We start from the raw sequence: 23,356 nt of genomic DNA, 5'->3' as shown, positions 1-23,356 counted from the left end.
CAGAACGCGTTTACCCAAGGTCGAACAACAGCATCGCCGGGCCGCCGGTGGCTGGCGAGGAGGCAAAGACTCGCCAGCCGATGCTGTTGGTAAAATATTATCTCGATCAAGATAAAAAAGTATTGATCTAGATATAATGCTGCGCTAAATGTGTCAAATAGCCGCAAATGGGGCTTTCAATTCCAGGTCGAACATTGATTCCGCCCGCCATTAGCGCTACGCTTACGCCTTTCCTGGTCGTCAACTTGTTGATTTAACAGCGGGAACCCCGGTTCATGGCACGCAAGTGGCTCCGCAACGGCGCGCTCGCGTCCGTTTTCGCGCTTATCGCACTGGGTACTGCCGGCTTGCCGGTGGGCAGTTCGATGCCTTCCGCGATTTCCACCGTCGAAGCACGGGAGATGCCGGATGGCTCGGCGGTCGGCACGGTGCCGGCCTCTGCCTTGCCGCGCGAAGCTGTCGCGACGCTCGGGCTGATTGCGTCGGGCGGCCCTTATCCGTACTCGAAAGATGGCGTCGTGTTCGGCAACTTCGAGCGCATCCTGCCGAAGCAGCGGCGCGGCTATTACCACGAGTACACGGTGCCAACGCCTCGCGCGCGCAATCGCGGCGCGAAGCGCATCGTCTGCGGCGGCCCGCTGCGCCGGATCGACAACTGTTTTTACAGCGACGACCACTACACCAGTTTTAAACGTATTGTTGAATGATCTCGGGATAATCGGCATGAGCGACATTACCTACGCGCACGATACGTCGGCGGCGGCGGAGCTGTTCGCGGCCGGCGACGGCAACCTGTTCCAGCGCGTGATGCAGCTGCACGAGGCCGCGCTGGGCGGCGGAGCGCCGGAATCACAGCCGGTCTGCCCGGAGCTTTCATCGACCGAGGAGCCTATGAGTCTTTTCGCGACCGTGCGACCCAATCTCGTGCAGTCGATTCGCGCATTCCGTGTTCACGATCTCGCCGATGAGGCCGCTCGTCTCGGCGAGCATTTCCTGTTCGCGTATTGCGGCACGGCGCAGTCGAAGCAGGAGGTGCTCGAAACGATCGCGACGTCGTTCCTGTTCCCGAAGCATTTCGGCAAGAACTACGACGCGCTGTACGACTGCCTGACCGATCTGGTGAGCAAGGCCGGCGATCAGCCCGGTTTCGTGATCGTGCTGGAAGCGTTGCCGATTGCCCAGAAGTTCGACAAGGAAGGCCGCGAGACGCTGCTGGACGTGTTCCGCGAGGCCGCCGAGTTCTGGGCCGAGCGTGGCGTGGCGTTCCGCGTGTTTTACTCGTTCGCGTAAGCGGGCGCCGTTATTCCTGTCGTGCCGAATGCACCGGTCATGCCGGTGAGCACCGCGTTGCATGTGCGCGCGCGTGCCTGTCAGCCGAAAGCCCGCCTCGCGCGGGCTTTTTTGCGTCGACGACCGGCGTGCTTCGGCCCGCATTTCGCGTGCCGGGCGCGGTTGCCGGCCGCTCGCGCCATCCCACCTTGCCCGAGGGCCTGATTCCGATGATCGCCATCCGAGCCTCGCGCGCCGTTACCGCGCTCCGAACCGTGTGCCGCCTCGCGCCGTGCCTGTTGGCCGGCGCGTTTGCAGTGGCCGCGCACGCCGTATCCACGGTGCCGCCTTCACCGACACAAAGCACCGATCTGCTGCTGGGCTTGTTCGTGAACGGCGATCTGTCCAAGGGCCAGCAATATAACGACGCGATGCGCGGCGTCAGCGGCGGCGCGCAGCAGGTCGATCTCGAAACCTATGCGACGCTGCGCGCCCAGAACCCGCGGCTGCTGGCCGAGCGGATCACCGAGACGATGCCCGAAGCCCGCCGCGAGACGATGGCCGAGCCGCTGCGACGCTTGTTGAGCGCGGTAACGGACGCGATCGGCCGCTCGCGCTGCCGCACCACGGGCGAGACGCGCGAGCTCGATCCCGCGAACGACGAGCAGTGGATCGCGAAGGTCGGCTACACGTGTGAAATCGCCAATCTGGCGCCTGTCATGGAGCGGCTGCGCGTGACGCTGCCGCGCCAGCAGATCACCTCGGAAAAGGCGGCCGAGGCCGCCGCCGTGACCCGGATGTCGCGGCTGGCGGACATGATCCCGTCGGCGCCGATCGAGCTGCCGGTATCGGGCACGCTCGAATTGCAGGGCAGCGACATGACCGGCTGGCGCGCGCCGGCGGCGGGCGACATGATCGACGTGGTGTCGCGCCCGATCCTCGATGCGGTCGGGATTCCGGCCGAGATGAAAGGGCAGTGAGGCGGGCAGTAAAGCCGGCCGAAGCGCCGGCCCGCTTTACCAGCCGCCCCAGCGCGCGGCGAGCGCCGCGAGCATCGCCATGCCGGCCGTCTCGGTGCGCAGCACGCGCGCGCCGAGCACGATCGCCTGGAAACCGGCCTCGCGTGCGGCGTCTTCCTCGGCCGGCGAGAGCCCGCCTTCCGGCCCGATCAGCAGCGTGACGCCGCCGGCCGGCGCCGCGGTAGGCAACGCGTCGAACGCGATGCTCGCGCGCGGCGACAGCATCAACCGCAATGCATCGCCTGGCGCGGGCGGCAGCGCCGCGAGCCAGCCGTTGAAATCGGCGATGTTCGCCACCGTTGGCAGACGGTTGCGGCCGCATTGCTCGCACGATGCGCGCACCACGCCTTGCCAGTGCGACACGCGCTTCTCGGCGCGCTCGCCCGACAGCCGCACCACGCCGCGTGCGGTGGACAGCGGCGCGACCGCCGCCACGCCCAGTTCCACGGCCTTCTCGATCAGCCAATCCATCTTGTCGCCGCCGGCGATGCCTTGCGCGAGCGTGACGCGGTAAGGCGTTTCCACTTCGCGCGCGTCGAACGCGACGGTGCGAACGATGGCGGTGCGCTTGCCGACCTCGATCAGCTCGGCGCGATGCTGGCCGCCGGTGCCGTCGAACAGCGTGAGCGCATCGCCGGCTTCGAGCCGCAGCACCTGCACATGGCGTGCGACCTCGGCCGGCAGCGTGACATGGGTGTCGGCCGCGAGCGGAACATCGACGAAAAAGCGCGGAATCGACGACGTACTGCTGCCGCTCATGACGCGATCCGGCACGCGAGCGCCCAGCGATAGCCGTCGAGATCCTCGACCTGCGCGAAGCGGTCGCCCCAGAACTGGTCGCACGGTTCGGTCAGCGATTTCGCGCCGGCGTCGAGGGCGCGGCGGTGGACGGCATCCACGTCGTCGACGTACAGATAGAACGATTGCGGCGCCATGGCGTCCGCGCTGCGCGGCGTGCGCGCGGTCGAGCCGAATGCGCCCTCGGGCGCGAACATCACGATCAGCTGGCCGTGGTAGCTCATCTCGACGTGCATGATCGCGCCGTCTTCGTCGATCAATTCACGCTTTTCGAACCCGAATGCGTTGGCATAAAACGCGATCGATGCCTGGGCGTTGCGAACGGTCAGATAGGGCGTCAACCACGGCACGTTGGCCGGGCGTGGGTCGGTCATCGAACAAGCTCCTGCGGGATGGGGGACGATAGCGCCAATTCAGCGCCGTAGGCCGAGTGTATCGCGCAGCGTGTGGCGCAGGGTGAACAGCGCGGGATGCAGCTCGGCATCGTAGAAGCGCAGGCCGCCCACGCCGCGTTCGGCCAGCCGCTCGTCGATGTCGTGGGCGAACAGCGCGCCCGCGTCGAGCGTGTCGCTGGCCACCGCCATCAACCATTCGCCGCCGTACAGCGGCACCGGCGCGGCCAGCGGCGCGACCACCGTGAAGCTGGCGCGCAGCTCGGCCACCAGCGCGGCGATCCGTTCGATGTGGAAACCCGGCGCGCCGAGGTGCATCGACAGCGCCGCGCACGGTGTCAGCAGGCGCTTGAGCCGGGCGAGGAAGGCGCGCGTGTAGAGGCCGGCGGCCGGCGAATCGGGCGGCGTCAGGTCGAATACGACGAGGTCGAAATGCCCGGGCGCGTGCTCGACGTAGTGCGCGGCATCGCCGATCACGAGTTCGACGCGCGGGTCGTCGAACGCGCCGCCGTGGACTTCGCCGAGATGGCGGCGCGCCATGGCGACCACCGCCGCGTCGAGTTCGGCGATCACGATCCGCTCGATCGACGGGTGCTTGAGCAACTGGCGCGCGGCGCCGCCGTCGCCGCCACCGAGCACCAGCGCGCGACGCGGCCGCGGATGGGCCAGCGCGGCCGGGTGGGTCATGCACTCGTGATAGACGAATTCGTCGCCGGTCGAAGTCATCGGCTGGCCGTCGAGCGTGAACAGCCGGCCGAGCTGCGGTGTGTCCCAGACCTCGATGTGCTGATGCGGCGAGGCGAGCGATTCGAGCCGGCGCGCGTTCGGGAAGCCGTAGGTCGCGTCGGGGGACGGGTGGAAGAACAGCGTGGTGCTCACGGGCGGCGGCAAGGGCGGGGGATGCGGTGAATTATAGGAGGCGGCCGGCGCGTGGGGCGGCAAATCGGAACGTGGAGCGCGGCGATGGCGCGATACCGCACTGCCTGAGGTGCCGCGCTGGTGGACGATCCCGTGGCGCGGCCGGCTCGTCGGTCGCCGGTGTGGTGCCGGGATGCGATCGAAACAGGGCCGAAACATCGTCAAAACAGGGCCAAAGCGATATCGATATGACCCCGAGCCACCGCCAAGTCGGCCCCGGTTCGGCCCCGAACCCGGCGCACCGGGCATGCCGCCGCCCACAGCGCCCCGGACTCCGTTTTCACCGGGGCGCGAACCGGGTCATCTGTTAAAATGACCGGCTTTGCAGCCTCCCGTCTGATTGCTCGTCCGCTTCGCGTCCTGATGGCGCCGCATCGCGCGCCGGGGTCGGCTGGCCCGCGAGCTTCCGGACATGCCGTGCCCTGTTTTTCTCGACTCGTTCTCCGGACTCGACATGACGACCTCGTCTCCCGCCAATACCTCCCTGATGGCCAACGCGATCCGTGCGCTCGCGATGGACGCCGTGCAGCAAGCCAATTCCGGCCACCCCGGCATGCCGATGGGCATGGCTGAAATCGGCGTCGCACTGTGGTCGCGCCACCTGCGCCACAACCCGGTGAATCCGCATTGGGCCGATCGCGACCGCTTCGTGCTGTCGAACGGCCATGGCTCGATGCTGCTGTACTCGCTGCTGCATCTGACCGGCTACGACCTGCCGATCGAAGAACTGAAGAACTTCCGCCAACTGCATTCCAAGACGCCGGGCCACCCGGAATACGGCATCACGGCCGGCGTCGAAACGACCACCGGCCCGCTCGGCCAGGGTCTGGCGAACGCGGTCGGCATGGCGCTCGGCGAAGCGCTGCTCGCGGCCGAGTTCAACAAGGCCGACGCGAAGATCGTCGATCACCACACCTACGTGTTCCTCGGCGACGGCTGCCTGATGGAAGGCATCTCGCACGAGGCCTGCTCGCTGGCCGGCACGCTGAAGCTGAACAAGCTGATCGCGCTGTACGACGACAACGGCATCTCGATCGACGGCGACGTCGTGAACTGGTTCCACGACAACACCCCGAAGCGCTTCGAAGCCTACGGCTGGAACGTGATCCCGAGCGTGGACGGCCATGACGTCGATGCGGTCGACGCCGCCATCGCCCAGGCCAAGCAATCGGACAAGCCCACGCTGATCTGCTGCAAGACGGTGATCGGCAAGGGCGCGGCCACCAAGGCCGGCGGCCACGACGTGCACGGCGCGGCGCTCGGCGCCGAGGAAATCGCCAAGACGCGCGCGGCGCTGGGCTGGAGCTGGGAGCCGTTCGTGATTCCGCAGGAAGTCTATGCGGCATGGGATGGCAAGCCAGCCGGCGCGAAGTTCGAAAGCGAATGGCAAGGCGCGTTCGACGCCTACCGCGCGAAGTACCCGGCCGAAGCCGCCGAATTCGAGCGCCGCTCGGCCAACAAGCTGCCGGCCGACTGGGCCGAGAAGGCCGCCGCGATCGTCGCCGCCGCCAACGAGCGCGCCGAAACGGTTGCCACCCGCAAGGCATCGCAGCAAACCATCGAAGGCCTGGCCGCGGCGTTGCCCGAACTGCTCGGCGGTTCGGCCGACCTGACCGGCTCGAACCTGACCAACTGGAAGGCCTCGAAGCCGGTGCGCGCCGGCGAGCACGGCATCCAGTGGGGCAACCACATCAACTACGGCGTGCGCGAATTCGGCATGAGCGCCGCGATCAACGGCCTGGTCGTGCACGGTGGCTACAAGCCGTTCGGCGGCACGTTCCTGACCTTCTCCGACTACAGCCGCAATGCGCTGCGCGTCGCCGCGCTGATGAAGGCGCCGTCGATCTTCGTGTTCACGCACGATTCGATCGGCCTTGGCGAAGACGGCCCGACCCACCAGTCGATCGAGCACGTCTCCAGCCTGCGCCTGATCCCGCATCTGGACGTCTGGCGTCCGGCCGACACGGTCGAAACCGCCGTGGCCTGGACCGAATCGATCGCCGCGCAACGTCCGTCGTGCCTGATCTTCAGCCGTCAGAACCTGCAATTCAACACCCGCAGCGAAGCGCAGATCGCCAACGTCGCCAAGGGCGGCTACGTGCTGCGTGACTGGCAGGAAGACATCGTCGCCCGCAAGATCATCCTGATCGCCACGGGTTCCGAGGTGGAGCTGGCCATGAAGGCGATCGAGCCGCTGGCGCAGCAAGGCATCGCGGCGCGCGTCGTGTCGATGCCGGCCACCACCGTGTTCGACCGCCAGGACGCCGAGTACCGCGAGCGCGTGCTGCCGGCCGGCGTGCGCCGCGTGGCGATCGAAGCGGGCGTGACCGATTTTTGGCGCAAGTACGTCGGGCTCGAGGGCGGCGTGGTCGGCATCGATTCGTTCGGCGAATCGGCCCCGGCCGGCGTGCTGTTCAAGTACTTCGGCTTCACCGTCGAGAACATCGTCGAGATAGCCAAGCGCGTGCTTGCCTGAGCATCGAATAGTCAGGCGTCGGCCGGGTTTCCCCAAGCCAGGCCGGCGCCGTCGTGAAGCTGCACGTATCGAATTTTTTCAGCCATCAGGAGATAGACCATGACGATTCGCGTCGCAATCAACGGCTACGGCCGTATCGGCCGCAACACGCTGCGCGCTTTCTATGAAAACGGCAAGAAGCACGACATCGAGATCGTGGCGATCAACGACCTCGGCGATGCCAAGACCAACGCCCACCTGACGCAGTACGACACGGCACACGGCCGCTTCCCGGGCGAAGTGTCGGTGGACGGCGATTACCTGATCGTCAACGGCGACCGCATCCGCGTGCTGGCCAACCGCAACCCGGCCGAATTGCCGTGGGGCGAGCTGGGCGTCGACATCGTGTTCGAGTGCACCGGCTTCTTCACCACCAAGGAAAAGGCCAGTGCCCACCTGAAGGGTGGCGCGAAGAAGGTCATCATCTCGGCGCCGGGCGGCAAGGACGTCGACGCGACGATCGTCTACGGCGTGAACCACAACGTGCTGAAGGCCGAGCACACCGTGATCTCGAACGCATCGTGCACGACCAACTGCCTGGCCCCGCTGGTCAAGCCGCTGAACGACAAGATCGGCCTCGAAAACGGCCTGATGACGACGATCCACGCCTACACGAACGACCAGGTGCTGACCGACGTCTATCACGAAGATCTGCGCCGCGCGCGATCGGCCACCCACAGCCAGATCCCGACCAAGACGGGCGCTGCCTCGGCGGTCGGCCTGGTGCTGCCGGAACTGAACGGCAAGCTCGACGGCTATGCCATCCGCGTCCCGACCATCAACGTGTCGATCGTCGACCTGTCGTTCATCGCCAAGCGCGACACGACGGTCGAGGAAGTCAACGCGATCATGAAGGAAGCCTCGGAAGGCGCGCTGAAGGGCGTGCTGGCCTATAACGATGCACCGCTGGTGTCGGTCGACTTCAACCACAACCCGGCTTCGTCGTCGTTCGATTCGACGCTGACGAAGGTGTCGGGCCGTCTCGTGAAGGTGTCGAGCTGGTACGACAACGAGTGGGGCTTCTCGAACCGCATGCTGGACACGGCCGTGGCATTCGCCAACGCCAAGTAAGCCGGCTCCGCTCGCCGGCCCCGGTGGTTCGGGCTGGCGGCAGGACATCGAAACCCGCCGTCGCGCCTCGTGCGCGGCGGCGGGTTTTGTTTTGGAGCGGGGGAAAGGGCGGGTGGCGGCCTCAGCCGCGCGGCGTCGGGAAGAACACGCCGGCGCGTTGCGCGGCGCTTTCGATGTGCGTTTCGATCGCGCGGCCCGCGGCAGCGGAATCGCGGGCGATCAGCGCGTCGAGGATCGCGCGGTGCTCGTGCCAGGTCGACAGCATCAGCTCGCGCCGGTAGAACGGCATGCGCTGGCTTTCCTTCATGATGTCGGCGCTGTTGCGCAGCACCGATTCGATCGCGGCATTGCCGGCCAGCCCGAGGATTCGCATGTGGAACTCGAAATCGAGTTGGGCCGCGTCGTCGAGCGTGTTTTCGGTCAGCGCCACATGCAGCGCGGCGAGGTTTTCCTCGAACCAGGCGAGGTCGGCATCGCTCACCGCCAGCGCGGCCATGCGCGCCGCGAAGCCTTCCAGCGCGTAGCGCATCTGATAGGTATCGGGCGGCGACGATTGCGCCGCGAAGCGCCACGGATGGCCGGCGGCGGCCTGCGCGCGTTCGACGTAGACACCCTTGCCGGGCCGGATCGTCAGCATGCCGAGCGCTTCGAGCGTGGACAGCGCTTCGCGCAGCGAGGCGCGGCTGATCTCCAGTTCCTCGGAAAGCTGGCGCTGCGCCGGCAGCAGGCTGCCGACGGGGTAGGCGCCGGTTTCGATGCGGGCCTGGATCGTCGCCACGGCGGCGTCGGTAACGGTATGGGGAACGTTCTTCATGACTACACGGGGGCCGGTCAGACCGGCATTGTAATCCGGCCGGACAGCGCGCGCCGTGCCGTTCGACCGGGTGTCGACGATCGGGTAATCCCTGTTTTTGACACGGTTGACGCCGCCATATCGGCTTCCTACACTCCGTCATAACTTAACTGGTATGACCAGTATGAACAGTTGGTCCACAACAACCGTGGTGACGGGAGGTGCGATGTCGAGATTCCTGAATTCCCTGTTCGGACGCGTGGTGATCGCGCTCGTGATCGGCGTCGTGCTCGGTGCGGCGTTTCCGCATCTGGCGCAATCGCTGCGGCCGCTCGGCGACGGCTTCCTCAAGCTGATCAAGATGGTGATCGGGCCGATCGTGTTCTGCGTGGTGGTCGGCGGCATCGCCAACGCGGGTGACCTGAAGAAGGTCGGGCGGGTGGGCGTGAAGGCGATCGTCTACTTCGAGCTGATGACCACGCTGGCGCTCGGCATCGGGCTGGTGCTGGCCGTGGTGACGCGCCCCGGCGCGGGCATGAACGTGGATCTGCACTCGCTCGATCCGGCCTCGCTGGCCGAATACGCGAAGAACGCGCAGAGCCTCAAGGACACCGCCGGCTACCTGATGAAGATCATCCCCGACACGGCGTTCGACGCGTTCGCGAAGGGCGACATCCTGCAGATCCTGGTGTTCGCGGTGCTGTTCGGCTCGGCGCTGTCGCTGCTCGGCGAGCGTGCCAGCCGCCTGAACGGCCTGATCGACGAGTTCTCGCAGGTGTGCTTTCGCGTGATGGGTTTCATCATCAAGCTCGCGCCGCTCGGCGTGCTCGGTGCGATCGCGTTCACCACCGGCAAGTACGGCGTCGCCTCGCTCGAACAGCTCGGGCTGCTGGTGGCGGTGTTCTACGTGAGTTGCGCGCTGTTCGTCGCGGTGGTGCTCGGCGCGGTCATGCGGCTGGCCGGCTTCAACGTGTTCAAGCTGATCCGCTATTTGCGCGAGGAACTGACCATCGTGCTCGGCACCGCCTCGTCGGACGCCGTGCTGCCGCAGGTCATGCGCAAGCTCGAATTCATGGGCGTCAAGGATTCGACGGTGGGCCTGGTGATCCCGACCGGCTATTCGTTCAACCTCGACGGCTTCTCGATCTATCTGACACTCGCCGTGCTGTTCATCGCGCAGGCCACCAATACGCCGCTGTCGGCGCATGACCTGATCGTGGTGCTGCTGGTGTCGCTGATCACGTCGAAGGGTGCGCACGGCATTCCCGGCTCGGCGATCGTGATTCTGGCCGCGACGCTGTCGGCGATTCCGGCGATCCCCGTGCTCGGCCTGGTGCTGATCCTGCCGGTGGACTGGTTCGTCGGCATCGCGCGCGCCGCCACCAACCTGATCGGCAACTGCGTGGCGACGGTGGTGGTGGCGGTGTGGGAGCACGACATCGATATCGCCCGCGCGCGCCGCGTGCTGAACCGCGAACTGCAGTACGTGCCGGCCGGCGACGAAGCGGCCGAGGCCGGCGAAGCGGTGGCGGGCGGCCGCCACGCCCATTCGCACTGACACCCCATTTCCTCGCCTTTCCCCTTTTTCGGCTCGGCGCGCGGCGCCGGGCCTGTTCCCCGACAGGAGACATCATGGCTGCACCGATCCTCGATCCCGACGCACCGGCCTTCACGCGCCGCTACATGAATCTCGCCGATCCGCGGCTCGGTGCGAAGGCGCTGGTGGCCAGCGACGAGTTTTTCGCGCCCAAGGAGCGCATGCTCGATCCGGAACCGGCCGTGTTCATTCCCGGCAAGTACGACGACCACGGCAAATGGATGGACGGCTGGGAAACGCGCCGCAAGCGCACCGCCGGCCACGACTGGTGCATCGTGAAGCTGGCGCGGCCCGGCGTCGTGCACGGCGTCGATCTCGACACGAGCCATTTCACCGGCAACTTCCCGCCGGCCGCGTCGATCGAGGCGTGCAGCGCCGAAGGCGAACTGCCGCCCGAGCATGCCGACTGGCAGCCGCTGGTGCCGGCCACCACGCTGCAGGGCAACCGCCATCATTACCTCGCCGTGGACGCCGCACGCACCGTCACGCACCTGCGCGTCAATCTCTACCCGGACGGCGGGCTGGCGCGCCTGCGCGTGTACGGCCAGCCGCTGCGCGACTGGAGCCGCGCGACGGCCGGCGAACTGGTCGATCTGGCCGCGACCGAGAACGGCGCGTATCTGGTGGCCGCGAACAACCAGCACTTCGGCGCGGCCTCGCAGATGCTGATGCCGGGGCGCGGCGTGAACATGGGCGACGGCTGGGAAACGCGGCGCCGCCGCGAGCCGGGCAACGACTGGGCGATCGTCGCGCTGGCGCGGCCGGGCATCATTCGCCGCGTCGAGGTGGATACCGCGCACTTCAAGGGCAATTTCCCGGATCGCTGCTCGCTGCAGGCCGCGCGTGTGGCGGGCGGCACCGACGATTCGCTGGTCACGCAGGCGATGTTCTGGCCGGAACTGCTCGGCGAGCAATCGCTGTCGATGGATCACGTCCATGTGTTCGAGAGCGGGCTGGCCGCGCTCGGCCCCGTCACGCATGTGCGCTTCAACATCTTCCCGGACGGCGGCGTGTCGCGCCTGCGCCTCTGGGGCGAGTTGGCCTGAACGGAGGGCAATCATGAATGCGCCACTGGCACCGCTGCCGCTGCAACTGGAGCCGCTCACGCGCGAGGCGTTCGCGCCGTTCGGCGACGTGATCGAACTCGACGGCGCGCGGCACTTCCCGATCAACGGCGGCACCACCGAGCGCTTCCACGATCTGGCGACGGTCGACGTCGGCACGGCGGGCGGCCGGCCGCTCGTCAACCTGTTTCGCGGGCAGCCGCACCCCTGGCCGATCGCGATCGCGATGATGGAGCGGCATCCGCTTGGCAGCCAGGCATTCGTGCCGCTCGCCACGGCGGGGCGCTACGTGGTGGTGGTCGCGCCGGCCGGCGAACTCGATCCGTCGAAGCTGCGCGCGTTTCTCGTCGAGGGCTGGCGCGGCGTCAATTACGCGAAGGGTGTGTGGCATCACCCGTTGCTCGCGCTCGATACGGTCAGCGATTTCGTGGTGGTCGATCGCGGCGGCAACGGCGAACACAACTGCGACGAACTGGCGCTGGAGCTGCCGCGCGTGCTGCTGGCGCCATGATGAAGTGAGGCGATTTGCCGCATGCGGTATTTGCCTGACAAATACCGCATGCGGCTTTTCGGAGCGGAAACGATTCGGCCCGGCCGGGCTTGCGCCCGCCGGGCCGAATCGTTTGCGTGTGAACTGCCGGCGTTCAGTGCTTGCGGTGCGGGCAGTCTTCCGTGGTGCAGGAGCCGTACATGGCCAGCGAATGCTCTTGCAGCTTGAAGCCGCGATCCTTGGCGATGGCTTGCTGACGGCTTTCGATTTCGGCGTCGAAGAATTCCTCGACACGGCCGCAATCGAGGCAGACCAGGTGATCGTGGTGCGAACCTTCGTTCAGCTCGAACACCGCCTTGCCCGATTCAAAGTTGCTGCGCGACAGCAGGCCGGCTTGCTCGAACTGCGTCAGCACGCGGTAAACAGTAGCCAGACCGATGTCGAGCTGCTCGTGCAGCAGGTTGCGGTAGACATCTTCGGCGGTCAAATGGCGCACTTCGCTTTGCTGGAAGATTTCGAGAATCTTGAGGCGAGGTAGGGTGGCCTTGAGCCCGATATTTTTCAGCTCGGTCGGATTGGTCATGGCTAGGCATCCCTAGAGTACAATGCAGGGTTCCAATAGTACCGGCTTTTCGCCCTGTCAGTCACCTGTGAACCGCGTCCCCGACCGGCCCAGGCCGACAGGTGGACAAGTTTCCCGTATCCCGTTCGCAACTTCAGAGGACCCGCATGCGGAGTGCCATCACTGCTGCCGTCGCTGTCGCCGTCGTCACGCTGGCAGGCTGTTCGTCTTATGACAGCGTCTCGCAACGAATCGCGCAGAGCATCACGCCTTACCGCATCACGGTTGTCCAGGGGAACTTCGTTTCCGAGGAAAAGGCTTCGCAATTGCAGGTCGGCATGTCGCGCGACCAGGTCCGCGCGCTGCTCGGCACGCCGCTGCTGGCCGATTTGTTCCACGCGGATCGCTGGGATTACCTGTTCTACTTCAAGCGCGGCTCGACCTCGATCGTTCAGCAGCGCGACCTCATCGTGAATTTCCAGGGCGACCGTGTCGCGAGCTGGTCGGGTGGCGAGAACCTGCCGTCCGAACTCGATCTGCTGGCCGACATCGACGGCGATCGTCGCAGCAAGAAGCAGGCGAAGGCTGCAGCCGCCGCCCGCGCCGCGGCGGCATCGGCCGCTGCCGCATCGGCACCGGTGGCCGCCGCCAGCGCGCCCGACATGGCGCCTGCCGCCACGCCGGCTGTCGCGCCGCCGGCTTCGGCCAGCACGGTCGGCCAGTCCGACGCGAATTCCGAAGCGGCCCGCGCCGCGAACCGCGCCACCGCGCAGGTTCCGAATCAGGGCACGCAAGGCCGCCGTTTCTCGCCTTCGTCGCAAACGGCGCCGTCCGCCCCGACCCCGGGCGGCCTGCCGCCCGGCGCAAGCCCGGCGATCCAGCCGCAGTTCCAGTTCCATCGCCCGCCGGCTCCGGTCGCACCGAGCGACGGCACGCAGCCGGTCGGCCCGCGCAGCACCGACAATCTGCCGAACCAGCCGCTGACCTCGCCGCCGGCCGACATTTCGGCGCCGCCGAGCAGCACGAACTGATCCGGCAGGATCTCCCGACGGGCGGCTTCGGCCGCCCGGTTCGTTTTTCGGGGCGAAATGTGCGCTCCGATCGTTTTTTTTCAGTCCATTACGCGGATTCGCGACACACGACCATGAACATTGCCATTGCCGGAGCATCGGGCCGTATGGGCCGGATGCTGATCGAAGCGGTTCTCAACGATGCCGACGCGAAGCTGGTCGGCGCGCTCGGCCGCACGGGTTCCGCGCATCTGGGCCAGGACGCCGGCGCGTTCCTCGGCAAGCCGACCGGCGTGATCATTACCGACGACGTCGAGCGCGTGTTCGCCAGCGCCGATTACCTGATCGATTTCACGCGCCCCGACACCACGCTCGGCTATCTCGACGCGGCGCGCCGCCACGGCGTGAAGCTGGTGATCGGCACGACCGGCTTCAGCGAGCCGCAGAAGGCGCAATTGCGCGCGGCGGCCGAGCAGGTCGGCATCGTGTTCTCGGCCAACATGAGCGTGGGCGTCAACGTCACGCTCAAGCTGCTCGAATTCGCCGCCAAGCAGTTCGCGCAGGGCTACGACATCGAAATCATCGAGGCGCATCACCGCCACAAGGTCGATGCCCCGTCGGGCACCGCGCTGATGATGGGCGAGACGGTGGCCGCCTCGCTGGGCCGCACGCTCGACGCGTGCGCCGTCTACGGCCGCCACGGTGAAACCGGCGCGCGCGATCCGTCCACCATCGGCTTCGCGGCGATCCGCGGCGGCGACATCGTCGGCGATCACACCGTGCTGTTCGCCGGGATCGGCGAGCGCGTCGAGATCAGCCACAAGTCGTCGAGCCGCGTGTCGTACGCGCAGGGCTCGATGCGCGCGGTGCGCTTCCTCGCGGACAAGCCGGCCGGCCTGTTCGACATGCAGGACGTGCTCGGCCTGCGCTGAGCCGAACGACCGGGAGGCGCGAATGGCGACGGACACCGGTGTGATGCACTACCTCGCGAGCGGCGACGCCGTCACGCATGGCGTCGCCTGGCTGTTGCTGGCGATGTCGGTGGCGAGCTGGTGCTTCTTGCTGCTGAAGGCCTGGACGCTGGTGCGTGCGAAGCGCCAGGGGCCGCCCGCGATCGTCGCGTTCTGGCGCGCCGGTTCGTTCTCCGAAGGGCTGGCGGCGCTGCGTGCCGCCGACCGCGAGCGCGTGTTCGCGCCGCTGGCCGAAGCCGCCCATGAGGCGGCGGCCGCCTCGCCCGCGCTGCTCGGCGCGCGCGTTGACCGGGCCGAGCGCGTGCTGCGCGCGGTGCGGCGGGCGTTGCGCCGCTCGCAGCGCCGGCTCGAATTCGGCCTCGTGCTGCTGGCCTCGATCGCCAGCACCGCGCCGTTCGTCGGCCTGCTCGGCACCGTCTGGGGCATTTACCACGCGCTCGGCAGCATCGCCGAAAGCGGCCAGGCGCAGATCGGCAGCGTGGCCGGCCCGGTGGGCGAGGCGCTGATCATGACCGCGTTCGGGCTGGTGGTGGCGATCCCGGCCGTGCTCGCCTACAACATGCTCGGCCGGCTGGTGCGCCAGTTGATCGAGGATCTCGACGGTTTCGCGCGCGATCTGCACGCTTTTGCGGGCAACGAAGCCGGCGATGAACCCGGCCGCGCGTCCGCGCCCCGGGCCTGAACGGGAGCGCGCGATGGCATTCGGCGGACTCGACGATCGCGAACCGGCCGCGCCGATGGCGGACATCAACATGACGCCGCTGATCGACGTGATGCTGGTGCTGCTGGTGATCTTCATCATCACCGCGCCGCTGCTGACGCACGCGATCCGGCTCGACCTGCCGAAGGTGGCCGCCGCGCCGGCCGCCGAGCGGCCCGACACCATCACGCTGTCGATCGATGCCGACGGCCATTTTTTCTGGAACGCCACGCCGCTCGGCTACGACGCGCTGGTCGCGCGCTTTCGCGAGGCCGCCGCGCAGGGCCGCGCGCCCGAGCTGCACCTGCGCGCTGCGGCGGCGGCGCGCTACGACACGATCGCGCGCGTGATGGGCGCCGCACAGGCGGCCGGGTTGTCGCGCATCGGTTTCGTCACCGATCCCGATGCGCCGGCCGGGCCGTCGCCCGCACCGGCCGGCGCCGGCGCGCCGTTGGCCACGCCATCCGCGGCGCCTGCCGCCGCGCCACGGAACACGCCGCACCCGGTCGCACCCGGCCATTGAGCCTATGCCGTGCGCGATGGCCTGACGGGCCGGAGCGGACGGTATAATCGACCCTTTCCCCGCGACCCGGGGAGTGCGACTTTCAATCCACTCCAGCCAGCGCGCGCCACGCACGCCGACAGCCAAGCCGAACACACCATGCAAGAACGATACGTACCCGCCGACGTCGAAGCCGCCGTCCAGCAAGACTGGCGCGCTACCGACGCCTACCTGACAAAGGAAGATTCGCAAAAGCCGAAGTTCTTTTGCGTGTCGATGCTGCCTTATCCGTCGGGCAAGCTGCACATGGGTCACGTCCGCAACTACACGATCAACGACGTGATGTACCGCTACTTGCGGATGAACGGCTACAACACGTTGATGCCGATGGGCTGGGATGCATTCGGCATGCCGGCCGAAAACGCCGCGATGGCCAACGGCGTGCCGCCCGCGAAGTGGACCTACGACAACATCAGCTACATGAAGGGCCAGATGCAGTCGATGGGCCTCGCGATCGACTGGTCGCGCGAGATCGCCACCTGCAAGCCCGATTACTACAAGTGGAACCAGTGGCTGTTCCTGAAGATGCTCGAGAAGGGCATCGCGTACAAGAAAACAGGCACCGTCAACTGGGACCCGGTCGACCAGACCGTGCTCGCCAACGAGCAGGTGATCGACGGCCGTGGCTGGCGTTCGGGCGCGGTGGTCGAGAAGCGCGAAATCCCGATGTACTACCTGCGCATCACGCAGTACGCCGATGAGCTGCTGAACGATCTCGAAGGCCTCGGCTGGCCCGAGCGCGTCAAGATCATGCAGCAGAACTGGATCGGCAAGAGCTTCGGCGTGAACTTCGGCTTCCCGTACGAGCTCGACGGCGAGCAGAAGCTGCTGCGCGTGTTCACCACGCGCGCCGATACGGTCATGGGCGTCACGTTCTGCGCCGTCGCGGCCGAGCACCCGCTCGCCACGCGCCTGGCCGAAGGCCGCCCCGAGCTGCAGGCCTTCATCGAGGAATGCAAGCAGGGCGGCGTGGCCGAGGCCGACATGGCCACCATGGAAAAGAAGGGCATTGCCACGGGCTTCTCGGTCAAGCATCCGCTGACCGGCGAGCCGGTGCCGGTGTGGATCGGCAACTACGTGCTGATGAGCTATGGCGAAGGCGCCGTGATGGGTGTGCCCGCGCACGACGAGCGCGATTTCGCGTTCGCCACCAAGTACGCGCTGCCGATCAAGCAGGTGATCGCCGCCGAAGGCGAAACCTATTCGACCGAAGCGTGGCAGGAGTGGTACGGCGACAAGTCGCGCAGCCTCTGCATCAACAGCGGCAAGTACGACGGCCTCGGCTACGAAGCGGCCATCGATGCGGTGGCGGCCGACCTGAACGCCGGCGGCTTCGGCGACAAGCAGGTCACCTGGCGCCTGCGCGACTGGGGCGTATCGCGCCAGCGCTACTGGGGCACCCCGATCCCGATCATCCATTGCCCGTCGTGCGGCGACGTGCCGGTGCCGGAAGCGGATCTGCCGGTGGTGCTGCCGGAAGACCTCGTGCCGGACGGCACGGGCAACCCGCTCGCGAAGTCGGACGCGTTCGTGAACTGCACGTGCCCGAAGTGCGGCGCGGCCGCGAAGCGCGAAACCGACACGATGGACACCTTCGTCGATTCGTCGTGGTACTTCTCGCGCTACACGGCGCCCGACGCGAACACCATGGTCGACGCGCGCACCGATCACTGGATGCCGATGGATCAATACATCGGCGGCATCGAGCACGCGATCCTGCACTTGCTGTATTCGCGCTTCTGGACCAAGGTCATGCGCGACCTGGGCCTGGTGAAGTTCGGCGAGCCGGCCAAGAACCTGCTGACGCAGGGCATGGTGCTCAACGACACGTTCTACCGCGAAGACGCGGCCGGCAAGAAGACCTGGTACAACCCGGCCGACGTGACGGTCACGCATGACGACAAGGGCCGCCCGGTCGGCGCGGTGGTGAATGCCGACGGCCAGCCGGTGGTGATGGGCGGCATCGAGAAGATGTCGAAGTCGAAGAACAACGGCGTCGATCCGCAATTGCTGATCGACCAGCACGGCGCCGACACGGCCCGCCTGTTCACGATGTTCGCGGCGCCGCCCGAGCAGCAACTCGAATGGTCGGGCGCCGGCGTGGAAGGTGCGAGCCGCTTCCTGCGCCGCGTCTGGGCGTTCGGCGCGGCCAATCGCGCGGCGCTGGTCGCGCGCGAGGCGTTCGATGCGGCCCAGCTCGACGACACGGCGCGCACGCTGCGCCGCGAGGTCCACGGCGTGCTCAAGCAGGCCGATTTCGACTACCAGCGCCTGCAATACAACACGGTGGTGTCGGCCTCGATGAAGATGCTGAACGCGATCGAAGGCGCCAAGGGCGTGTCGGCCGCCGTGCAGCGCGAAACCTACGGCATCCTGCTGCGCGTGCTGTATCCGGTCGTGCCGCACCTGACCTTCGAGCTGTGGCGCGAACTGGGCTACGCCGACGAATTCGGCACGCTGCTCGACGCGCCCTGGCCGAAGGTCGACGAAGCCGCGCTCGAACAGGCCGAGATCGAACTCGTGCTGCAGATCAACGGCAAGGTGCGTGGCGCCGTGAAGGTCGCCAAGGATGCGGGCCGCGACGTGATCGAAGCCGCCGCGCTCGCCGACGAGGCGTTTGCGAAGTTCAGCGAAGGCAAGCCGGCGAAGAAGGTCATCGTCGTGCCGGGCCGTCTCGTCAACGTCGTGGTCTGACGCGCAGTACGAACCAGCAAGGAGCGAAGGTGATTCGCAGATCGTTTTTGATGGCCGTGGGCAGCGCGGCGCTGCTGTCCGCATGCGGTTTCCAGTTGCGCGGCACGCAGGATTACGCGTTCAAGCATCTGATGATCGCGGGTGCGCCGCCGGCCGTCGCCGCGCGCCTGCGGCGCATGGTCGAGGGCGGCAGCGATACCAAGATCGTGACGAACCCGGACGCCGCCGATGCGGTGCTGCGCGTGGCCGAAACGCGCGGCACGAGCACGCTGACGCTCGACCAGTTCGGCACGGTCGAGGAATACCAGCTCAACTATTCGCTGAACTACACGCTGACCACGAAAGACGGCGCGTTGCTGATCGCGCCCAGCGTGATCTCGCTGAACCGCGCGATGACCTACAACGCGCAATTCGTGCAGGCGAAGGCGCAGGAGTCGGACGTGCTGTACGCCGACATGCAGAACGACGCCGTCGATCAGTTGACGCGCCGGCTGTCGATCGTGCACACGCTGACGCCGCAGCCGAACGAAGTGGTGCCGGGCGTCGCGCCGCGCGCGCCGCTGCCGCCGCCGCCGCTTTGATCGCGGCGCACTTTCCGATCGTCGTTTTCTTCCGACTGCCGAGCGTTCGAACCGATGCAATTGCGACTTGACGCGCTGGAGCCGCACCTCGCGAAGGGGTTGGCCGGCCTTTACACCGTGTACGGCGACGAGCCGTTGCTGGCGCTGGAGGCATGCGACCGGATTCGCGCCGCCGGGCGCGCGGCCGGTTTTACCGACCGTTCGGTGTTTACCGTCGAGCGCAGTTTCGACTGGAGTTCGCTGCTCGGTGCGACCCAGGCGATGTCGCTGTTCGGCGACCGCCAACTGATCGAGCTGCGCATTCCGTCCGGCAAGCCCGGCAAGGAAGGCGCCGACGCGCTGAAAACCCTGGCCGGTGCGGGCAATCCCGACGTGCTGGTGCTCGTCACGTTGCCGCGGCTCGATGCGGCCACGCAGAAGTCGGCGTGGTTCACCGCGCTGGGCAACGGCGGCGTCGCGTTGAAGATCGATCCCGTCGATCGCACGCAACTGCCGAACTGGATTGGCCAGCGGCTGTCGGCGCAGGGCCAGCGCGTTGCGGCCGGCGAGGACGGGCGGCGCGCGCTGCAGTTCATCGCCGAGCGCGTCGAGGGCAATTTGCTCGCGGCGCACCAGGAAATCCAGAAGCTCGGGCTGCTGTATCCGTCGGGCACGCTGAATTTCGAACAGGTGCAGGACGCCGTGCTCAACGTCGCGCGCTACGACGTGTTCAAGCTCAATGAAGCGATGCTGGCCGGCGATGCTGCGCGCCTCGCGCGCATGATCGACGGCCTGAAGGGCGAGGGTGAAGCGCTCGTGCTGGTGCTGTGGGCCGTGGTCGACGAGTTGCGCACGCTGCTGCGGATCAAGCGCGGCGTCGAGGCCGGCAAGCCGCTCGCGGTGCTGGTGCGCGAGAACCGCGTCTGGGGGCCGCGCGAGCGGCTGATCGGCCCGGCGTTGGCGCGTGTGTCGGAAGCGGTGCTCGAAAAATCGCTGGCGCTGGCCGCCAAGCTCGACCGTCAGGTCAAGGGCTTGTCCGGCATCGCGCCGGGGGGCTGCCGCGTGCCGACGAGCCGCCGCCCGATCCGTGGGACGGGCTGTTCCAGCTCGCGATGACGGTGGCCGGCGCGCAGGGTTCGTCGCGCGGCGCGGCCGGCCCGCGCGCGGGTGCGGCAGGACGTCGCCCGGCCTGACGCCGCCGGCTTCGGCAGGCGCGCGCCGGCGCGCATACAATCTTCACTCGCCGCGCCCGAGCCGGGCGGCGGCGCTCATCATCACCACGGCGAGCCGCCGCACGGCGCGGCTGCCATTCCGGATTCGGGTTTCACGATGGATATCGATCAGTACATGTCGGACGTCGGCCGCCGCGCGCGACACGCCTCGCGCGCGATCGCGCGGGCCGACACCGCCGCCAAGAACGCCGCGCTCGCCGCGATCGCCACCGCGATCGAACGCGAGGCCCCGGCGCTGAAGGCCGCCAACGCGCGCGACGTCGAACGTGCGCGCGCGAACGGCCAGGACGCCGCGTTCATCGATCGCCTGACGCTGTCGGACAAGGCGCTGAACACGATGATCGAAGGGCTGCGCCAGGTCGCCGCGCTGGCCGATCCGATCGGCGAGATTTCGAACCTGAAGTTTCGCCCGAGCGGCATCCAGGTCGGCCAGATGCGCGTGCCGCTCGGCGTGATCGGCATCATCTACGAATCGCGGCCGAACGTGACGATCGACGCCGCGGCGCTGTGCCTGAAGTCCGGCAACGCCACCATCCTGCGTGGCGGTTCCGAGGCGCTCGAATCGAACACCGCGCTGGCGAAGCTGATCGGCGAGGGGTTGTCGGCGGCCGGGCTGCCGGCCGACGCCGTGCAGGTGGTGGCCACCGCCGATCGGGCGGCGGTCGGCAAGCTGATCACGATGACCGAATACGTCGACGTGATCGTGCCGCGCGGCGGCAAGAGCCTGATCGAACGGCTGATGCAGGACGCACGCGTGCCGATGATCAAGCACCTCGACGGCATCTGCCACGTGTTCGTCGACGATCGCGCCGATCTGGCCAAGGCGCTCACGGTGTGCGACAACGCCAAGACGCACCGCTACGGCACCTGCAACACCATGGAAACGCTGCTGGTGGCGCGCGGCGTGGCGGCCGCGGTGCTGCCGCCGCTGGGCCGGCTCTATCGCGACAAGTCGGTCGAGCTGCGCGTCGATGCGGCCGCCAGGGCGGTGCTGGAGGCAGCCGGCGTCGGCCCGCTGGTGGATGCCACCGAGGAAGACTGGCGCACCGAATATCTCGCGCCGGTGCTTGCGATCAAGGTGGTCGACGGCCTCGACGCCGCGATCGAGCACATCAACACCTACGGCTCGGCGCACACCGACGCCATCGTCACCGAGGATCACGACCGCGCGATGCGCTTCCTGCGCGAGGTCGATTCGGCCAGCGTGATGGTCAACGCGTCGACGCGTTTCGCCGACGGCTTCGAATACGGCCTCGGCGCCGAAATCGGCATCTCGAACGACAAGCTGCATGCGCGCGGCCCGGTCGGGCTGGAAGGGCTGACCTCGTTGAAATACGTCGTGCTCGGGCACGGCGAGGGCCGGCAGTGATCGCCGCCCGCCACTGACGAACGGACGATTCGATGACGTACCTCTGGGTCAAAACCTTCCACATCGTGCTGATCGCCGCCTGGTTCGCGGGGCTGTTCTATCTGCCGCGCATCTTCGTGAACCTGGCGATGGAAACCGATCCCGGCGCCGTGCGCCGCCTGCTGACGATGGCGCGCAAGCTGTTCCGTTTCATGAGCTTCATTGCCGTGCCGGCGCTGGCGTGCGGGTTGTGGCTCTGGCTGGTGGCCGGCGTCGGCCAGGGGCAGGGCTGGATTCACGCGAAGCTGACGATCGTGCTGCTGCTGATCGGCTATCACGTCTATTGCGGCCACCTGCTGCGCGTGTTCGAGCGCGGCGAGAACCGCCGGTCCGACCGCTGGTATCGCTTCTTCAACGAACTGCCGGTGCTCGGCATGCTCGGCGCGGTGGCGCTGGCGGTGATCAAGCCGTTCTGAGGCGGTTTGGCGGAGCCGATCGGCCTCTACTGCCTCCTCGATACACCTCGACGCCCGCACGGGCCGTGGTCCTCCAAGGGCACGGTTCGCGCGGGCGTTGTGCGTTGGTGGCACCGAAGCCCAAAAAATGAAACGCTCAGGCGTCGCCGCCGGAATCCTCCGGTGCTGCCTCGCGCGCCTCACGCGTGCTCCGGCGCTCGCCCGGGCGCACCTCGGCATCGATGCGCCGCCGCACGATGGCGGCCTTGGCGCGGCCGAGCCGATCGACGAGTTCGGGGCCGCGCTGCAGCGCCACGCCCACCGCGAGGATGTCGCCGATCGCCAGATGCGACATGCGCGAGGTCATCGGCGAGAACACGTCGGTTTCCTCGGCGATGTTCGACGCGAGGTTGACGCTGGCGATCTGCGCGAGCGGCGAATGACTGTGCGTGATCGACACCACCTTGGCCCCGCAGGCGAGCGCCGATTTCGCGGCCTCGACGATGTCGCGCGTGCGGCCGGTGTTCGAGATCGCGACGACGATGTCCTGCGGCCCGAGCAGCGCGGCCGACATCGAGAACGTGTGCGGATCGGAATAGGCGACGCTCGGCACGCCGAGCCGGAAGAACTTGTGCTGGATGTCCTGTGCGGCGATGCCCGAGCCGCCCGCGCCGTAGAACTCGATGCGCGACGCGCGCGCGAGCAGGGCGATCGCCTCGGCCACGCTGCCGGCCGACAGGCTGTTGCGCACCTCGATCAGCGCGCCGATGGTGCGATCGAACACCTTGCCGATGATGCCGGGCGCGGGCTCGTCGGGCTCGACGTCGCGATACACCGACGCCACGCCCGGCGCCACGCTCTGCGCCAAGCGGATCTTGAATTCGCGAAAGCCGCTGCAGCCGAGCGCCTGGCAAAAGCGCGCGATGGTCGGCTGGCTCACGCCGGCGCGCGCCGCGAGGTCGGTCATCGACATGTCGAGGATCTCGCGCGGCGCGGCCAGCACGTAATCGGCGAGTTTCTGCTCGGACGGGCGCAACTGCGCGCGCAGTGCTTCGATTCGGGGCAGCATCGGCGGCTCGTTTTGGAAATGACGGATTGTAGTATTGCGCACGATGTGTAGAAAAACTACATGATTTTTCATGGCCGCTAGACGCGTGTGATGCTCGAATATCAGGGTTTTCACTGATCTATAAGCCATGCGTAGCAAGCTTTGTGCAAGATGCGACCGAACCGATGCTGCGCCGCAAGATTGCAGTCATGTAGTTTTTCTACTAAACTTCGCGGCGATCGGTCGGTCGAACCGGCCTCCACCCCACGATTTCCGATGCCGGCCTCG

At 67.3% G+C, this 23,356-nt stretch carries 22 protein-coding genes and 1 pseudogene; 17 read left to right on the top strand and 6 right to left on the bottom strand.

Annotation, left to right across the window (positions count from 1 at the left end):
* The first annotated feature begins 275 nt into the window (after window positions 1–275).
* The 3 genes from AB4851_RS32885 to AB4851_RS32875 all read left to right on the top strand — a co-directional run bounded on the left by AB4851_RS32885 (window position 276) and on the right by AB4851_RS32875 (window position 2,249).
* Window positions 276–707, top strand: coding sequence for a ribonuclease (locus tag AB4851_RS32885; protein ID WP_414450370.1), 432 nt, complete (start codon window positions 276–278; stop codon window positions 705–707).
* A gap of 16 nt (window positions 708–723) precedes the next feature.
* Window positions 724–1,290 (top strand): barstar family protein, encoded by a 567-nt coding sequence (locus AB4851_RS32880; protein ID WP_414450369.1) that lies wholly within the window; start codon window positions 724–726, stop codon window positions 1,288–1,290.
* Between the two features lie 209 nt (window positions 1,291–1,499).
* On the top strand, window positions 1,500–2,249 hold the full coding sequence (locus tag AB4851_RS32875) for a hypothetical protein (protein WP_414450368.1): 750 nt from the start codon (window positions 1,500–1,502) through the stop codon (window positions 2,247–2,249).
* Between the two features lie 36 nt (window positions 2,250–2,285).
* Here the strand turns inward: AB4851_RS32875 and AB4851_RS32870 are convergent, their stop codons facing one another.
* Genes AB4851_RS32870 through speE form a run of 3 tightly spaced genes read right to left on the bottom strand, consistent with a single transcriptional unit; the run spans window position 2,286 to window position 4,357 of the window.
* On the bottom strand, window positions 2,286–3,047 hold the full coding sequence (locus AB4851_RS32870) for a 16S rRNA (uracil(1498)-N(3))-methyltransferase (RefSeq protein WP_414450367.1): 762 nt from the start codon (window positions 3,045–3,047) through the stop codon (window positions 2,286–2,288).
* Window positions 3,044–3,460 (bottom strand): VOC family protein, encoded by a 417-nt coding sequence (locus AB4851_RS32865; RefSeq protein ID WP_414443894.1) that lies wholly within the window; start codon window positions 3,458–3,460, stop codon window positions 3,044–3,046. The genes AB4851_RS32870 and AB4851_RS32865 overlap by 4 nt, the downstream gene beginning before the upstream one ends.
* A 39-nt stretch (window positions 3,461–3,499) precedes the next feature.
* Complete coding sequence (gene speE, locus AB4851_RS32860; RefSeq protein ID WP_414450366.1) at window positions 3,500–4,357, bottom strand: polyamine aminopropyltransferase; 858 nt, start codon at window positions 4,355–4,357, stop codon at window positions 3,500–3,502.
* 493 nt (window positions 4,358–4,850) lie between these two features.
* On the opposite strand from speE, the gene tkt reads away from it, so the two are divergent.
* Window positions 4,851–6,872 carry a transketolase gene (tkt, locus tag AB4851_RS32855; RefSeq protein ID WP_414450365.1) on the top strand — a complete coding sequence of 674 codons (2,022 nt, stop codon included), beginning with the start codon at window positions 4,851–4,853 and terminating at the stop codon, window positions 6,870–6,872.
* A 99-nt stretch (window positions 6,873–6,971) separates the two neighbouring features.
* Window positions 6,972–7,982, top strand: a complete 1,011-nt coding sequence (gene gap, locus AB4851_RS32850) for a type I glyceraldehyde-3-phosphate dehydrogenase (RefSeq protein ID WP_414443897.1) — start codon at window positions 6,972–6,974, stop codon at window positions 7,980–7,982.
* Window positions 7,983–8,103: 121 nt separating this feature from the next.
* Here the strand turns inward: gap and AB4851_RS32845 are convergent, their stop codons facing one another.
* Entirely contained in the window at window positions 8,104–8,796 is a 693-nt protein-coding gene (locus AB4851_RS32845) for a FadR/GntR family transcriptional regulator (RefSeq protein ID WP_414443898.1), read from the bottom strand.
* Between the two features lie 205 nt (window positions 8,797–9,001).
* Here AB4851_RS32845 and AB4851_RS32840 point away from each other — a divergent pair, with 205 nt between their 5' ends.
* The 3 genes from AB4851_RS32840 to AB4851_RS32830 all read left to right on the top strand — a co-directional run bounded on the left by AB4851_RS32840 (window position 9,002) and on the right by AB4851_RS32830 (window position 11,947).
* A complete protein-coding gene (locus AB4851_RS32840; RefSeq protein WP_414450364.1) occupies window positions 9,002–10,333 on the top strand; it encodes a C4-dicarboxylate transporter DctA in 1,332 nt (443 codons plus the stop codon).
* A 74-nt stretch (window positions 10,334–10,407) separates the two neighbouring features.
* Entirely contained in the window at window positions 10,408–11,418 is a 1,011-nt protein-coding gene (alc, locus tag AB4851_RS32835; protein ID WP_414450363.1) for an allantoicase, read from the top strand.
* Between the two features lie 13 nt (window positions 11,419–11,431).
* A complete protein-coding gene (locus AB4851_RS32830) occupies window positions 11,432–11,947 on the top strand; it encodes an ureidoglycolate lyase (RefSeq protein ID WP_414450362.1) in 516 nt (171 codons plus the stop codon).
* A 133-nt stretch (window positions 11,948–12,080) separates the two neighbouring features.
* On the opposite strand, the gene fur is transcribed toward AB4851_RS32830, so the two are convergent.
* Window positions 12,081–12,509, bottom strand: coding sequence for a ferric iron uptake transcriptional regulator (gene fur, locus AB4851_RS32825; protein WP_414443902.1), 429 nt, complete (start codon window positions 12,507–12,509; stop codon window positions 12,081–12,083).
* A 146-nt stretch (window positions 12,510–12,655) separates the two neighbouring features.
* On the opposite strand from fur, the gene bamE reads away from it, so the two are divergent.
* The 9 genes and pseudogenes from bamE to AB4851_RS32780 all read left to right on the top strand — a co-directional run bounded on the left by bamE (window position 12,656) and on the right by AB4851_RS32780 (window position 22,041).
* Complete coding sequence (bamE, locus tag AB4851_RS32820; protein WP_414450361.1) at window positions 12,656–13,519, top strand: outer membrane protein assembly factor BamE; 864 nt, start codon at window positions 12,656–12,658, stop codon at window positions 13,517–13,519.
* Window positions 13,520–13,632: 113 nt separating this feature from the next.
* On the top strand, window positions 13,633–14,430 hold the full coding sequence (gene dapB / locus AB4851_RS32815) for a 4-hydroxy-tetrahydrodipicolinate reductase (protein ID WP_414443904.1): 798 nt from the start codon (window positions 13,633–13,635) through the stop codon (window positions 14,428–14,430).
* 22 nt (window positions 14,431–14,452) lie between these two features.
* Complete coding sequence (locus tag AB4851_RS32810) at window positions 14,453–15,151, top strand: MotA/TolQ/ExbB proton channel family protein (RefSeq protein WP_414450360.1); 699 nt, start codon at window positions 14,453–14,455, stop codon at window positions 15,149–15,151.
* Between the two features lie 13 nt (window positions 15,152–15,164).
* A complete protein-coding gene (locus tag AB4851_RS32805) occupies window positions 15,165–15,692 on the top strand; it encodes an ExbD/TolR family protein (RefSeq protein WP_414450359.1) in 528 nt (175 codons plus the stop codon).
* A gap of 138 nt (window positions 15,693–15,830) precedes the next feature.
* Complete coding sequence (gene leuS, locus AB4851_RS32800; protein WP_414450358.1) at window positions 15,831–18,425, top strand: leucine--tRNA ligase; 2,595 nt, start codon at window positions 15,831–15,833, stop codon at window positions 18,423–18,425.
* A 29-nt stretch (window positions 18,426–18,454) separates the two neighbouring features.
* The gene (lptE, locus tag AB4851_RS32795) at window positions 18,455–19,006 is read left to right on the top strand and encodes an LPS assembly lipoprotein LptE (protein WP_414450357.1); all 552 of its coding nucleotides are present in this window, start codon (window positions 18,455–18,457) and stop codon (window positions 19,004–19,006) included.
* Between the two features lie 54 nt (window positions 19,007–19,060).
* Window positions 19,061–20,178 (top strand): annotated as a pseudogene (holA, locus tag AB4851_RS32790) (DNA polymerase III subunit delta).
* 136 nt (window positions 20,179–20,314) lie between these two features.
* The gene (locus AB4851_RS32785) at window positions 20,315–21,586 is read left to right on the top strand and encodes a glutamate-5-semialdehyde dehydrogenase (RefSeq protein ID WP_414443910.1); all 1,272 of its coding nucleotides are present in this window, start codon (window positions 20,315–20,317) and stop codon (window positions 21,584–21,586) included.
* 32 nt (window positions 21,587–21,618) lie between these two features.
* Window positions 21,619–22,041 carry a CopD family protein gene (locus AB4851_RS32780; protein WP_414450356.1) on the top strand — a complete coding sequence of 141 codons (423 nt, stop codon included), beginning with the start codon at window positions 21,619–21,621 and terminating at the stop codon, window positions 22,039–22,041.
* Window positions 22,042–22,177: 136 nt separating this feature from the next.
* Here the strand turns inward: AB4851_RS32780 and AB4851_RS32775 are convergent, their stop codons facing one another.
* Window positions 22,178–23,089: a MurR/RpiR family transcriptional regulator gene (locus AB4851_RS32775; protein WP_414450355.1), complete on the bottom strand. Its 912-nt coding sequence runs from the start codon at window positions 23,087–23,089 to the stop codon at window positions 22,178–22,180.
* Between the last annotated feature and the right edge of the window lie 267 nt (window positions 23,090–23,356).

Source organism: Burkholderia sp. 22PA0099 (genome assembly GCF_047497165.1).
Taxonomy (GTDB): Bacteria; Pseudomonadota; Gammaproteobacteria; order Burkholderiales; family Burkholderiaceae; genus Burkholderia.
The sequence above is the reverse complement of the archived record's forward strand: the minus strand, read 5'-3'. Positions and strand labels throughout refer to the sequence as shown.